This is a genomic window from Neisseria sp. HMSC068C04 (assembly GCF_001810105.1).
GTDB classification, from domain to species: Bacteria; Pseudomonadota; Gammaproteobacteria; order Burkholderiales; family Neisseriaceae; genus Neisseria; species Neisseria flavescens_B.
Map to the genome: position 1 here is coordinate 62,337 of NZ_KV799966.1, position 14,578 is coordinate 76,914.

Sequence of the window (14,578 nt, forward strand, 5' to 3'; positions counted from 1 at the left end):
GCGATATAATCCGACCTGTTTGCCGAGGTTCTTGCTAAATATCTCATTTTGTGTAATAATACTACAATGCAAAAACTGACTAATCAAAATCTTCACATTATTTTGTCGGAGCGCTTAAACGATACCGACTTCGTTCTTATTCTCAATGCATTAATCAAATTTTTGCGCCGAGGAGGCAAAAAACAGGCTTCCGAGCGTTTCGATTTGATTTTATCTACTTTAAAACAAGATGATGCTTTATGCCGTCAATTCAGCCTGCGCTTCTATGCCTGGTTGTCTAAAGTTCACATCTATCCTGCACTGATTAAGCTGGGTATTTTCTCGCGCCATAGTTTTACTCGGGAGATGGGCATACGGATTTACGAGCGTTTCAGCCCGTCTTATAAAGATTTTTCCAATCTGCGCGAAGTATTTTTATATCTTTTTCATTCGAAAAACGATGATAAATGGTTGCAGACTTTGAGTTTGCGCCAATGGTTGAGCATGTATGAATTGTTGCAGGGTAAAGCCGATCCTGCTTTGCTTCAGACGGCCAGCCGACAGTTGACAGATGCCCGTTTGCGTGCAGTGGAAATGCTGTCTATTTGGATTGCTTCCGAAGCGATTGAGCCGGATTTAATACGGATTGCCCCCCGTTTGTTGGAAGCGGATTCGGCATTTGTTGCTTTGCAACGTGAAATTGCAAAATTGGTTGAACACTATCGTCACAGCGAAGAAACTTACGATACGGCGCACTTGGAGGTCATGTTTGACCAGTGCGACAAGCAAATTGAGTATTTGCGTCGTCGTGGTACAGGAGCAGGGTCTGGTTCGTCAGTGAAAGTGGCGCACTTGTTGGAGCGTTTGCAGCAAACTATCAGCCGTCTGAAACTGTTGACCAATATTCAAATTGAAACCGGCAGCCGTACTCGCTTAACCATCAATCTGATGAATGCGATGATTTACGCGGCGGTAGAGCAATACAGTACCAGCCACTTGCGCAAAAGCAGTATCCGAATGTTGGCGCGCAGTATTACGGAAAACAAAAGCCATCATGGTGAGCATTACATTACGCGCAACCGTAGCGAATATTTCAAAATGTTTTATTCTGCAGCAGGCGGCGGCGTAATTATTGCTTTGATGGCATTGAATAAAATCCATATTGCGTCTTTGGGATTCGGCGAGTTTACTACTTCCTTCCTTGCCGGACTTAACTACGGCTTAGGCTTTATGCTGATTCATATGCTGCACTGCACCGTTGCGACTAAGCAACCTGCCATGACGGCGGCAAGTTTTGCCGAGCAGGTAGACTCAAATGAGGGCAGCAAAGCGGTAGACAACAAGTTGGCAAAACTGCTGATTGATGTGTGCCGTTCGCAAAGTGTTGCCGTGTTTGGCAATGTATCGATCGCCGTATTGTTGGCGGCGGGGATTGCTTGGGGTTATGCCTACACGCATGGCCAGCCCTTGTTGAACGAAGCGGTTACAGCCTACCAGCTTAAATCTATTGAAATTTTCACTCAGCCGACTTTATGGTACGCCGCTATTGCCGGAGTATGGTTGTTTTGTTCGGGGATTATTGCGGGTTTCTTTGACAACCGTTCCGATTATCTGAACTTGCGTCAGCGCCTGCCTTTTAATCCATTTTTACGAAAAATCATGCGTCCACAGCCACGCCGCCGTTTGGCCGCTTATATTCATAAGCATTACGGCTCGCTTATGGGCAATTTTATTTTCGGTATGCTTTTGGGGATGACCGGCTATTTTGGCCATCTTTTCGGCTTGCCGCTGGATATTCGCCATGTGGCGTTCTCTTCGGCAAATTTGGGTTATGCCGCGATTAGCGGTCATGCAGATATATTCACTTTTATGCTTGGCTTGGCAAGTGTATTGGCAATCGGTATGGTGAATCTGGTGGTCAGCTTTTCTTTGGCTTTGGCTGTTGCGCTTCGTTCTCGCGGTACGCGTTTGGGCAGTATGCGTAATCTGCTGAAGAGCTTCTGGAGCCAAGTGAAAGCCAATCCTTTGATTTTGCTGTATCCGGTTCAAGTGAATAACAAAGATAACACGAAGTAAGATTAAAGAAAGGCCGTCTGAATATATACTTTTCAGACGGCCTTTAATTTAAAAACTATAAAGATTAGGCTTGAAGAGAGGCGCGGTTTTCTAAAACTTGGTCAATCAAACCATATTCTTTAGCTTCATCGGCAGACATATAATTGTCACGGTCGGTATCGCGTTCCAAGTCGGCCAAATCGCGATCACAATGTTTGGCGAGTAAGCGGTTCAGTTTCTCTTTGATTTTCAGCAGCTCTTTAGCGTGAATTTCAATATCGGAGGCCTGACCGGCCAAGCCGCCGCTGATGAGCGGTTGGTGAATCATGATGCGGCTGTTTGGCAGGGCAAAGCGTTTGCCTTTTTCGCCTGCGGACAACAGGAATGCGCCCATACTTGCCGCTTGGCCCAAGCATAAAGTAGAAACATGAGGCTTGATGAAGTTCATGGTGTCGTAAATCGACATACCGGCAGTAACCGAACCGCCCGGAGAGTTGATATAGAAGAAGATATCTTTATCTGGATTTTCGCTTTCCAAGAACAGCAATTGCGCAACAACAAGATTGGCAGATTCGTCCGTCACCGGGCCGATCAAGAAAACGATGCGCTCTTTTAAAAGGCGTGAGTAGATGTCGAATGCGCGCTCGCCGCGACCGCTTTGTTCGATAACGGTAGGGACAAGGTAATTATTGAAATCGAAGGACATTTTTGTCTCCTGTTAATGATGGAAAAGCACCAAAGCCATTTAAAGCGCTTCGGTGCTTTTGATTGTCTGTTTCAGACGGCCTTAGAGCAATTAAGCTTGTGCGCCCATTACTTCGTCAAAAGACAGCGCTTTTTCAGTTACTTTAGCTTTGCTCAGAACGAAATCAACAACATTGCTTTCTACTGCCAAAGAAGTCGGACCTTGCAGGCGGGAAGGCTCTGCGTAGTACCAGTCGATAACTTCTTGAGGGTCTTCGTAGCTTTCAGCGAAGTTGGCAACAACGGCTTTGATTTGGTCTTCAGTTGGCTCAAGTTTGTTTTCTTCAACCAATTTAGCCAAAATCAGGCTCAAAGAAACGCGGCGTTCCGCTTGTTCTTTGAACATATCCAAAGGCAGATCCAAGTTGGCAGCGTCAGCCATACCTTGGTTAACGAAGTTTTGTTTCATTTCGTTTGCCAGGCGGGCGGCTTCTTCGTTGACCAAAGCAACAGGAACTTGCAAATCAGCTGCTTTGAGCAGGGCATTCATTACAGATTCTTTGGTTTGTTCACCGATGCGACGCTCAACTTCGCGGCTAACGTTTTTCTTCACTTCTTCACGCATTTTGGCAACGTCGCCGTCTTCAATACCCAAAGCTTTAGCGAAATCTGCGTCAACTTCAGGTAAAGTAGCTTCAGAAACGTTGTTCAGAGTGATGGTGAATACGGCAGATTTACCGGCAACATCTTTACCGTGGTAGTCTTCAGGGAAGTTTACGGTAACATCTTTGCTTTCACCGGCTTTCATGCCGACAACACCAGCTTCGAATTCAGGCAGCATTTGACCTGCGCCCAATACGAAAGCGTAGTTTTTAGACGCGCCGCCAGCGAAAGGTTCGCCGTCGATTTTGCCTTCAAAGTCGATGATGACGCGGTCGCCGTTTTGGGCTTCACGGTCAACATGGTTGAAGCGGGTGCGTTGTTTACGCAGGATTTCTACAGTTTGGTCAACTTCGGCATCGCCAACAGTCGCAGTAACTTTTTCTACTTCTTGGGCAGACAGGTCGCCAATAGTTACTTCAGGGAAAACTTCAAAAATAGCGGCAACTTTGAAAGACTCTTGATCGTCTTGTTCTTCAACGGCTTCAAAGCGTGGGTAACCGGCAACTTTCAATTCTTGAGCAACGGCAACTTCGTAGAATTCGCGTTGTACCAATTCGTTGATAACGTCGTTTTGTGCGCTTGCGCCGTACATTTGGGCAATCATTTTGAACGGTGCTTTACCCGGACGGAAGCCGTCAATTTTTGCACGGCGTTGGGTTTGTTTCAGTTTTTTCTCAGTTTCTGCGTTGATTTTGGACCAAGGCAGAGACAATACTACTTTGCGTTCCAGATTTTCTAAAGTTTCAACAGTTACGCTCATCGTAAGCCCTTAAATTTGTTGTGTTTAAACGGTTATCCTTATGCTCAGTATCCCGAAGAACTTCGGAAGCGTGCATAAGGTCAAAATTTAGCTGCTTAGTATAACACAATGTTTCACGAATAACATAAAAAGGCCGTCTGAAAAGTAGGAAATTCTTTTCAGACGGCCTTTGCGTTTCGATATTGTTGTTTTTTACAGCTGGTCTTTTTGTGCCAGAATCCGTCGGCTGCCATTGATGTCTGCCGGAGAGAGAACACCGGCATTTTCAAGCGCATCTATCAAATTGGCGGCACGGTTGTAGCCGATGCGCAATTGGCGTTGGAGGGCGGAAATGGAAGTTTTCCGGCTCTCCAATACGAAGGCAACGGCTTGATCGAATAACTCATCGCTGTTTGCGTTCGGATTGACAATATTGGTGGTTTCGATAGCCGCTTCGCCACTGAGCAGACCTTCAACATAGTTGGTTGGAGCCTGTTCTTTGACGAAATTGACGACCTGATGCACTTCATCATCGGAAACAAAAGCACCTTGCAGGCGTGTCGGTTCTGCGCTGCCCGGTTGCAGGAATAATGAGTCGCCGTATTTGAGCAATTCGTCTGCACCCATTTGGTCAAGAATAGTGCGGCTGTCGATTTTGCTTTGTACGGTAAAGGCCATACGTGTCGGAATGTTGGCTTTAATCAGGCCGGTAACCACATCGACACTCGGGCGTTGGGTGGCGACAATCATGTGAATGCCTGCCGCACGTGCTTTTTGGGCAAGGCGTGCGATTTGCTGCTCAACGGATTTGCGTTCGGTCATCATCAAGTCAGCCAACTCATCAATAACGACCACAATCAACGGCAGTTTTTCAAGAGGCTCAGGATCGTCAGGATTTAAGCTGAATGGATTGAGCAATGGCTTGCCTGCCGCTTTGGCTTGTTCGACTTTTTGGTTGAAACCGTCCAAATTACGCACGCCGGCGTGTGAGAGCAGGCGATAGCGTTTTTCCATTTCGGCAACGCACCAGTTTAACGCTTGTCCTGCCTCGCGCATATCGGTTACAACCGGGCAGAGCAGGTGCGGAATGCCGTCATAAATGCTCAATTCCAGCATTTTCGGGTCAATCATAATGAAGCGGACTTCGTCAGGCGTGGCTTTGAAGAGCATGGACATAATCATGCCGTTCACACCGACGGATTTACCCGAGCCGGTCATACCCGCAACCAAAAGATGCGGCATTTTTGCCAAATCACCGACAACGGGCGTACCTGCAATATCTTTACCCAAAGCAACGGTCAGCTTGGACTTGGCGTCGGTAAACACGGGTGAAGAGAGGATTTCGCTCAACATCACGTCTTGGCGTTTCTCATTGGGCAATTCAATGCCCATGGTGTTTTTACCTGCAATGGTTTCTACGATACGTACTGCTTGCAGGGACATCGAGCGTGCCAAATCTTTTGACAGTGCGACAATTTGGCTGCCTTTGACACCTTGTGCCGGTTCGATTTCGTAGCGGGTAATCACGGGGCCGGAAGTGGCGGAAACAACCTGTACGCCGATGCCGAATTCAGCCAGCTTGGCTTCGATCAATTCAGCGGTTTGTTGCAATTCATCCGGATTGACGGCAACCGGTTCTTCAGACGGCATACGCAACAGGTTTATGTTGGGTTTGTGGTATTCGCCGTTGTTTTTAGGTTCTGTATCGTCAAATAGGGAAGTTTGGATTTTAGGAGGCGGCGCAACGGACACGGCAACGGTTTTGCGGTTGCTGCTGCTGCCTGCCAACGGAGCAACCGGAGTGGCGGTAATGGTTTTTGCCTCTTTAACCATGCGGCGCGTATTTTGGGTTTCCAAAGCTTCGGAACGGACATCTTCTTTTTTATTTTGGAATTGAGACAGTTTTTTCATCAGGCTGCCAAACAGGCCGCCCACATGGCTGCCGGATTTGGCCATGACTTCCAGCCATGACACCTGAGCCAACAGGGAAATGGATAGCAGCAACATCACCAGCATAATCAACAGGCTGCCCGACTTACCCAGCAACCAAGCCAAGCCTGAACCGGCCAACAGGCCGACCAAACCACCGGCACCAACGGGAAGGGATTCGCTCAATGCGTTGTCAAACAAGAAATGTTCGATAATCGGGCTGCACACCAGCAGGAGGAACAATGCCAAAGCGGCTACGCCGTGATTGTAGGGCCTGTGGTTTTCCTGCTTTTTCATGGGGCGGAAGTTTTTGTAGAGGAAAACGCAAGAGGCGACGATCCACCACCAAAATGACAGGCCGAACAAATAATACCCGACATCGGAAAGATAGGAACCAAAAAGGCCGCCGAGGTTGGCAACATCATGGCTTTTGGGAACGCTGCGCGACCATGCAGGGTCGTCCATGCTGAAACTGGCCAGGGAAATGGCCAGATAAATGGTGATAACCAAACCAAACAGCCATAAGGCATCATTAATTAAGTTGACGACATGTTCGGGGCGCGCTTTTTTTTCTTCGTTTTTTTGCAGCTCTTTGGCGGCTTTCAGGCGTTGGGAGACTTTATTGTCGGCTTGAGTTTGTGTTTTGGCGGATTTGCGTGTGGTCGGTTTGGTGGTGGCACGTTTTTTTGTTTGGGTTTTAGAAGATTTTGCAGTCATGAGATAAAGGCCGTCTGAAAAGACCGGAGGTAATGTGCGTAAAGGGCAAATTATACCGTATTTACCAGACACGAGAAATTGAAACGGGCGTAATCATTATGGGATTCAGGCCGTCTGTATGGCGTGACGAAAATTTTGGAGTTCGTTTCCACCTGTTCAGACGGCCTGATGTTTTGATTGATTTGAACTTACATTCTGCCCAGTTCGCGTTGGAGGGCTTGAATGTTTTTCTCCCTATCCAAAACCGCACCTTGCAGCGTACTGATGGCCTGTTGATTGACGCTGCCGCCTTTGGCTGTCCGCGCTTGGCTCAATTGCTTTTTGGCATCGGCCAAAGCCGCGCGTTCATTCGATAACTCGGTTTCCAAAATAGAGCGGCGGCTGTTGACGCCGGAGGATTTGGGAACCGGAGGAGGAGCTGTTTCAGAAGCGGTGCGGACGGGGGCAGGTTTAGGCGTTGCTTTATGATTGGATTTTGCCGCCGTATTTTTGCTTTTTGCCGGAGCCGTTTGTGATGTCGGCGCGTTGAGTGTAGGTGCATCGCTGACCGGGGCGTCGTATCGGCTGCTGCTGTATTTGCCGACAATCGGCAAATCGTTGACGGCTTGGCAATTGCCGCTTGGGCGCGAGGTATAGACGATCGAGCCGTTGACTTCACAGGTGTAGATTTTTGCGGCATAGGCTTGGCTGTTGAAAACGGCAAGCGGCAGCAGGGATAGGGTAAGCAGGTATTTTTTCATGATTCAGGTAGGGCTGATGCGTTGCAGTTGAGCATTTTATTCTTGTTCAGACGGCATGGGCTGCTGTTTTTTGGCTTTTGCACGGTTTTTGTTTTTGCTCGGTTTGTCGGCTTTTTTCTCTTGTTTATCGGATTTTCCCGCGCGTGCCTTTTTCTTAGGCTTTGTACTTGCACGGTCATCGGAGGCATTGAGGCTGCGGATGTTGAGGTGGTAACCGCTGCCTTGATGGCCGCTGATTTTAGGCAATTCGGCCTGTGCGCAGGAGGATTTGGGTTCGGAAGTATAGCTGCCGTTGCCGCAGGAATAAACTGCGGCGGCTGCGTGAAGAGAAATGCCCAAGAGGAAAGAGGATACGAGGAAGTATCCGGCTTGTTTGATGATTGAAGTCATGTTTTTCCGTATTGTGTTTTATTTCAGACGGCCTGATGGCTCTATTTTTATTGGGAAAACTCGGCTTCGACATCAATTTGGATTTGCTCAAGCTCTTCCTGCCATTGCAGCCAGTTTTCTTCCAGTTGCGTTAATTTTACTTTAGTTTCTGTTAATTGTGCGAGTGTCTCTTGCAATTTGGGTTTATTTTCTTCTGAATAAGCAGATTCTTGTGCCAAAAATGCTTCACAGGCCGTCTGAATATCAGTCAATCGTGCGATTTCTTTTTCGGCTTTGTCGATTTTCTGCTGAATCGGTTTGCTGCGTTTGGCTTTTTCCTGACGGATTTGTGCTTCTATGCGCTTAGTGTCCTTACGGCTTTGGCTTTGTGCAGAAGCGGCGGGGGATGCTGCGGCGTTTTCTTGTGCCAATCGCCATTGACGGTAGTCGTTCAAATCGCCGTCGAAGTTGTTCAGACGGCCTTTGTCGATAAGGAGGAAGCTGTCGGTAGTCACTTCAAGCAGGCTGCGGTCGTGCGAAACGACAATCAATGCACCTTGGAAACTTTGCAGGGCAAGTGTCAGGGCATGGCGCATATCCAAGTCTAGGTGGTTGGTCGGTTCGTCAAGCAGGAGCAGATTAGGTTTTTGCCAGATAATCATGGCAAGGGCAAGCCGAGCTTTTTCACCGCCCGAAAAAGGCTCGGTCTTTTGAATCGCCATATCGCCAACAAAGTTGAAACCGCCTAAAAAGTTGCGGATTTCCTGTTCGCGGACTTCGGGCGAAAGTTGCTGGATATGCCAAACCGGACTTTGGTCGGTGCGTAAAGTATCCAGTTGGTGCTGGGCAAAATAGCCGATATTGAGCTTTTCGGAGCGGACGATGCTGCCGGAAAGTAAATCGATTTTTCCTGCCAATGCTTTGATAAATGTGGATTTACCGCTGCCGTTAACACCCAACAGGCCGTAACGTGCGCCGCTTTCCAGAGACAAGGTGATATCGTGTAAAACGGTATTGTCGCCATAACCCAAGTCGGCATGGTCGAGTTTCAATAATGGATTGGGCAGGTGGGTCGGATTGGCAAACTCAAAGGAAAACTCGCTATCCAAATGCGCAGGGGCGATGCGCTCGAGCTTGGCTAATGCCTTCATGCGGCTTTGAGCTTGTACGGCCTTTGTGGCTTTGGCTTTGAAACGGTCGATAAAGGATTGCAGATGTTTGATTTGCGCCTGCTGTTTGACGTAGGCGGCTTGTTGTTGCGCCAGACGTTGGGCGCGTTCGGCTTGGTAGAAATCGTAATTGCCGCCGTATTGGGTCAGTTTTTGTTGCGACAGCTCGATGGTTTGCGTTGTGGTAGCATTCAAGAAGTCGCGGTCATGGGAGATGATGATTTGCGTACAGGGCAGGGAGGCGAGATGGTTTTCCAGCCACAGTACGGTTTCTAAATCCAAGTGGTTGGTCGGTTCATCCAAGAGCAGTAAATCGGCACGACAAATCAGCGCTTGGGCAAGGTTGAGGCGCATGCGCCAGCCGCCGGAGAAGGATTTGACGGGGCGGGTATGTTCTTCTTGTGAGAAACCCAAGCCGTTAAGCAGTTTGGCGGCGCGTGCCGGAGCGGTATAGGCATCGATTTCTTCAAGTTTGGCGTGATATTCAGCTTGCTTCATGCCGTCGTTTTGCGCTTCTGCTTGGGCTAAGGCCGTCTGAAAAGCCTGCAATTCGGCATCACCTTGCAAAACGTAGTCTAAAGCGGAAATATCTAAATCCGGCGTTTCTTGAGAGACGGAAGCCAGACGCCATGTTTTGGGAATAAGGATTTCGCCGCCATCTTGTGTGATTTCACCTTTTATCAGCGCAAACAGGCTGGATTTTCCCGTACCGTTTTTACCGATTAATCCAACGCGTTGGCCGGGGTTGATTACGGCATCGGCTTTGTCGAGCAGGACTTTCAAACCGCGTTGGAGGGTGAGTTTTTTAATTTCTATCATGATGGCAGGCAAGGGGATAAGTAAAACGAAAGGCGTTATTTTACCTGAAAAGATATATAAAAGGCCGTCTGAACAAGTATGAAAACGAAATCAACGATTTCTATTTCACTTATTCAGACGGCCTTTATGAAATGACAGTCGGAAATGCTTTCAAATTGTCTGTCGTTTCAATTAAATTTGAAGATCGGCATTGTCCGCACGGATTTGGCGCAAGAATTTTTGTGTCCGTTCATGTTTGGGATGGTTGAACAAATCTTGCGGGCTGCCTTGTTCGACAATAACACCGCCGTCCATCACGACGACGGTGGTTGCCACTTCCAAGGCAAATTTGATTTCATGCGTAACGACAACCATGGTCCAGCCTTCTTGTGCCAATTCCTTCATGGTATCTAAAACATCTTGTACCAATTCAGGGTCGAGCGCGGAAGTTGGTTCGTCAAACAGCATCAGTTCAGGCTGAATCGCCAATGCGCGGGCAATGCCGACGCGCTGCTGTTGACCGCCGGAAAGCTGGTAGGGATAGAGGTCAGTCTTATCGCTCAAACCGACTTTTTCAAGCAATTTGACAGCCTCTTCACGCGCTTTGGCGACAGGTTTGCCTTGTACGGCAACCGGTCCTTCCATGACGTTTTCCAACGCAGTTTTGTGCGGAAAGAGGTTGTATTGTTGGAATACCATGCCGGACTTGCGGCGCAGTGCCAAAATATCGTGTTTGCTTGGTTTTTTGGAAAAATCGATGCTTAACGGCTGCGCGTTGTCAAACTCGATCTGACCTTGTTCTGGCATTTCCAAAGCATTTAAACAGCGCAAAAACGTGGTTTTACCTGAGCCGGACGGGCCTAGGATAACAACCACCTGTCCTTTGCCGACATCCAAATCGATGCCGCGCAAAATGGTATTTTCGCCAAAGGTCTTATGGATATTGCGGATTTTAATCATGACAACTCCTTATTTGGCGACATAGCGGTCGAAACGTTTTTCCAAACGCGCCTGAATCAAAAACAGCACTTTGCAGAAACACCAATAAACCAATGCGGCTTCGATATAAACGGGCAAAAAGTCATAAGTACGGTTTGCTGTCTCTTGGGCAACACGGAAAAGCTCGGTTACCGTTACTACGGCGGCAAGCGAGGTGTTTTTGAACAAGCCGATAAATTCATTGCTCAAAGGCGGTACGGCAACGCGGAATGCCTGCGGAGCGACAATACGGCGGAAAGTCTGCATATAGGTCATACCGATGGAGAAACCTGCTTCCCATTGGCCTTTAGGTACGGACAAAATTGCCGCGCGTATGGTTTCGGAAGCGTATGCGCCGACATTGAGCGAAAAGCCGATGATGGCGGCAGGAATCGGATCGATATAGATGCCGACGGAAGGCAAACCGTAGAATACGATGACCAACTGTACCAACAGCGGTGTACCGCGAATGACGGAAATATAAAATTCCACCAGCTTCAGCAAGCATTTTTGGAAAATGCCGCCGGAGGGCATGATTCTTACCAAAGCAACGGCTACGGCAATAATCATGCCGATAACGAAAGAAGCTATTGCCAAAGGCAAAGATACTGCGAAGCCGGCTTTGACCATAGGCCAAAACGCGCTGATGAGCATATCAGCGCGTGTTTCCGTCATAAACGGCAGAGAGGCAAGGAAATTATTTAACACTGATGTCTTTTCCGAAGAATTGTTCGCCCAGTTTTTTCAGCGTACCATCGGCTTTCAGCTCAGTCATGGCCGTGCTGAATTTGGCCAATGCTTCATCATTGCCTTTATTGACAATCAAGCCGGAGCCGACTTTTTCATCAGCTGGGGCAGACCAAACGATTTTTACACCGGCATTCGGATTTTTCTTCAGATAGTCCAATACCGCCAATTCGTCGTTCAGGGTTGCATCGGCACGTTTTTGTTCAATCAGGGTCAAAGATTGTGCCAAACCATCTACCGGTACGAGTTCTGCGCCTGCAGCTTTGGCTTTTTCGCCATAGTTACTGGTCAGGGATTGTGCGGTTTTCACGCCTTTGATGTCGTCGATAGATTTGATGTTGCTGTCTTTACGGGCAACCAATACGGCACCGCTCCAGCTGTAAGGTTCGGATTTGTCAAAAGTTGCTTGACGCTCAGGGCTGGTCAGGCCGACTTGGTTGGCAACCACGTCAAAACGGCCGGCTTTCAAACCTGCCATCATAGAGTCCCATTGTGTTTCTTTAAATTCGACTTTTACGCCTAGTTTGTCGGCGACTGCGCGGGTTACTTCGACATCGTAGCCGGTCAATTTGCCGTCTTTATCGTGGTAGGTGAAGGGTGCGTAAGTGCCTTCCGTACCGACTGTGATGGTACCTTTGTTGTTGATACGCTCAATCAGTGAGCCGGAGGACGCACCGGATTGTGCCGTAGCAGAAGAAGCTGAGTTGCTGCCTTCTCCGCCACAAGCAGCCAAAACTACTGCAGCGATGCTGCCAAGTACGAATTTTTTCAACATGGATTTTTACTCCTGACTTTAAGTGTGTCATTTAGTATTAAAGCGTGCATTCTAAGCGAAACTGCCCAAAATACAAAATACATCTTATGCCTTAAAAGGCCGTCTGAACGCTGATTTGTTCAGACGGCCTTGAGTGGTGTATCAAAATTTCGGCTTATGCAATTTCAAGCCACATGACTTGATAGGGTTGCAGTACCAAATCCTGATTCAGAGAAACGGTTTGGCCGCTGATTAAATCATGCGCTTTAAACGGCATGGCCTGCAGGGTGTGCGCACTGATGGTTTGCGGATGTTCGCTGAAGTTGCCGAATGCCAAAAGCGCGTTGTTGCGCATATAGCCGATGATATGTTTGTTGTTGGTGTTGAAGGTGACCAATCTGCCGCCATTAAAGCGAGGATTGCTTTGGCGGATGGAAATCATATGGCGCAAACCTTGGAAGATTTGACCGGCAGTGGTCGAGCTGTCATGGCGTTGGTTGTACAACTCCTCATTGTAACGAGGACGGTGTGCCCAGCGGCTGTCGTCGCTCTTATTGCTGTCTTGCGACCAGTCGTCGTCATTGAGCGTACCAACTTCGTCGCCGAGATAAATCAGCGGCAGACCGCCGGTACTCAGGGCGATGCTGTACAAGAGTTTGATGCGGTCAACGGCGTGGGGGTCGTGTTGCGCCAAGCCTGCCAGGGCGGCGGCAGTACCGCTGACGCGGCAGTCGCCTGTGTTGGGGTTGTATTGGAAAGGCACGCCGCGCGCGAAGCTGCCGTCAAAATGGTTGACGAAGAAGCGGTTGAGGAATTGGCGGTGGTCGTAGCCGTGGATGCCGAATTGTGAGGCGTCTTCGTCGGCGAACGTCCAGCCGATGTCGTCATGGCTGCGGACGTAGTTGACCCATGCAGTATGGTCGGGCAGGTTGTGGCGGTAGGTCAGTGCTTGATGGAGTAGGTTGACTTCACGTGTGGCGAGGGTGTTCCACAGCAATGCCATTTGCAGAGGGTTGTAGCCGATTTGGCATTCGTCTTGGCTGATGTATTGGACAACTTGGTCAGGGTGGACGATGGCTTCGGATTTGAAGAACACGGCTGGCGCTGCGATACGCATTACAGAGTTAAACGCGCGAATCAGGGCGTGTGCCTGAGGCAGGTTTTCGCAGCTTGTGCCCATTTGCTTCCAAATAAAGGCAACGGCATCCATGCGCAGAATATCAACGCCCAAGTTGGCAAGGAACATCATTTCGCCTGCCATGGCGCGGAATACCCATGGGTTGCTGTAATTCAAGTCCCATTGGAAGGAGTTGAATGTCGTCCATACCCAGCGTCCGTCTTCCAGTTGAGAGAAGCCGCCCGGATGTTGGTCGGGGAAGATTTCACGCAGGGTGCGGTCGTATTGGTCGGGCATCCAGCGGTCGGGGAAGATGTAGTAGAAATTGTCGTAGAGCGGATTGCCGGCGGCGCAGCCTTTTGCCCATTCGTGTTCATTAGAAGTATGGTTGAAGATGAAATCGACAACGGCGGAAATACCTGCTTCGTGCAGCGCGGCAATGACATCGCGCAAGTCGTCTATTGTCCCCAGTGCCGGATTGACATCGCGGTAGCTGCTGACTGCATAGCCGCCGTCGCTTTTGCCTTCAGGGCATTTAAACAGGGGCATCAGGTGCAGATAGGTCAGGCCCAATTCTTGGAAATAAGGGATTTTGGCTTTCAAGCCTTGCAGATCGCCTGCAAACAAATCGACGTAGCATACGCCGCCAACCTGTTTGTTGGATAAAATCCAGTCAGGATCGTTTTCGCGCGCAATATCGATGTCTTTTAAGGATGAGTTGCGTTGGGAATAGCTTTGCCATGCTTGGGCAATCAGTTGCTCCAGCATGGGGAGGACGGCTTCGTTGTTGTTGTAAACATTGTCCAGCTCATGCATCAGTTTTGGGAAGTGTTCCTCAAGTCGTCTGTCAAACTGTTTCCAGTCTTCAGATGCCTCGATGCTTGCACGCTGTTCGGGGGTATAAATCGATAGGGTGCGTTCTTTAAGGTGATGCAAGGTCAAATCAACCTGTTGAGTCTGGGTCAACATAATGCCTACTCCGAAGTTAAGGTGAAATTGTTTTGAAGCTTGGTTTCACTTCTTTTGCAAATCCATGCCGATTGTAGGCGGCTAAGACTGTAATTTTGCGTCAAGAAACTGTCCCAATGATACTGGAAGTGTTTGAGTGTGCATAGGGTTTTCAAGGTTAAGGAAGAAGTT

11 protein-coding genes are annotated in these 14,578 nt (G+C 48.7%); 1 reads left to right on the forward strand and 10 read right to left on the reverse strand.

Annotated features, from left to right (window positions below; genetic code table 11):
- Positions 1-66 precede the first annotated feature (66 nt).
- Positions 67-2,055 carry a site-specific recombinase gene (locus tag HMPREF2700_RS07385; RefSeq protein ID WP_070591279.1) on the forward strand — a complete coding sequence of 663 codons (1,989 nt, stop codon included), beginning with the start codon at positions 67-69 and terminating at the stop codon, positions 2,053-2,055.
- A gap of 64 nt (positions 2,056-2,119) precedes the next feature.
- Here HMPREF2700_RS07385 and clpP read toward each other — a convergent pair whose 3' ends face one another.
- The 10 genes from clpP to HMPREF2700_RS07435 all read right to left on the reverse strand — a co-directional run bounded on the left by clpP (position 2,120) and on the right by HMPREF2700_RS07435 (position 14,407).
- The gene (gene clpP / locus HMPREF2700_RS07390) at positions 2,120-2,740 is read right to left on the reverse strand and encodes an ATP-dependent Clp endopeptidase proteolytic subunit ClpP (protein ID WP_003683589.1); all 621 of its coding nucleotides are present in this window, start codon (positions 2,738-2,740) and stop codon (positions 2,120-2,122) included.
- A 90-nt stretch (positions 2,741-2,830) separates the two neighbouring features.
- Entirely contained in the window at positions 2,831-4,141 is a 1,311-nt protein-coding gene (tig, locus tag HMPREF2700_RS07395; protein ID WP_070591281.1) for a trigger factor, read from the reverse strand.
- Between the two features lie 192 nt (positions 4,142-4,333).
- Positions 4,334-6,766 (reverse strand): DNA translocase FtsK, encoded by a 2,433-nt coding sequence (locus tag HMPREF2700_RS07400; RefSeq protein ID WP_070591282.1) that lies wholly within the window; start codon positions 6,764-6,766, stop codon positions 4,334-4,336.
- A 188-nt stretch (positions 6,767-6,954) separates the two neighbouring features.
- The gene (locus HMPREF2700_RS07405; RefSeq protein ID WP_049344808.1) at positions 6,955-7,506 is read right to left on the reverse strand and encodes a hypothetical protein; all 552 of its coding nucleotides are present in this window, start codon (positions 7,504-7,506) and stop codon (positions 6,955-6,957) included.
- A 36-nt stretch (positions 7,507-7,542) separates the two neighbouring features.
- On the reverse strand, positions 7,543-7,896 hold the full coding sequence (locus HMPREF2700_RS07410) for a nucleolar protein (protein WP_070591283.1): 354 nt from the start codon (positions 7,894-7,896) through the stop codon (positions 7,543-7,545).
- Positions 7,897-7,943: 47 nt separating this feature from the next.
- Positions 7,944-9,863, reverse strand: a complete 1,920-nt coding sequence (locus tag HMPREF2700_RS07415) for an ATP-binding cassette domain-containing protein (protein WP_070591285.1) — start codon at positions 9,861-9,863, stop codon at positions 7,944-7,946.
- A 171-nt stretch (positions 9,864-10,034) separates the two neighbouring features.
- Complete coding sequence (locus tag HMPREF2700_RS07420; RefSeq protein ID WP_070591286.1) at positions 10,035-10,802, reverse strand: amino acid ABC transporter ATP-binding protein; 768 nt, start codon at positions 10,800-10,802, stop codon at positions 10,035-10,037.
- 9 nt (positions 10,803-10,811) lie between these two features.
- Positions 10,812-11,528, reverse strand: a complete 717-nt coding sequence (locus tag HMPREF2700_RS07425; RefSeq protein ID WP_049336124.1) for an amino acid ABC transporter permease — start codon at positions 11,526-11,528, stop codon at positions 10,812-10,814.
- Complete coding sequence (locus HMPREF2700_RS07430; protein ID WP_070591287.1) at positions 11,518-12,342, reverse strand: amino acid ABC transporter substrate-binding protein; 825 nt, start codon at positions 12,340-12,342, stop codon at positions 11,518-11,520. Before HMPREF2700_RS07430 ends, HMPREF2700_RS07425 begins: the two co-directional genes overlap by 11 nt.
- 154 nt (positions 12,343-12,496) lie before the next feature.
- Positions 12,497-14,407 carry an alpha-amylase family protein gene (locus HMPREF2700_RS07435; protein ID WP_070591289.1) on the reverse strand — a complete coding sequence of 637 codons (1,911 nt, stop codon included), beginning with the start codon at positions 14,405-14,407 and terminating at the stop codon, positions 12,497-12,499.
- Positions 14,408-14,578: the final 171 nt, after the last annotated feature.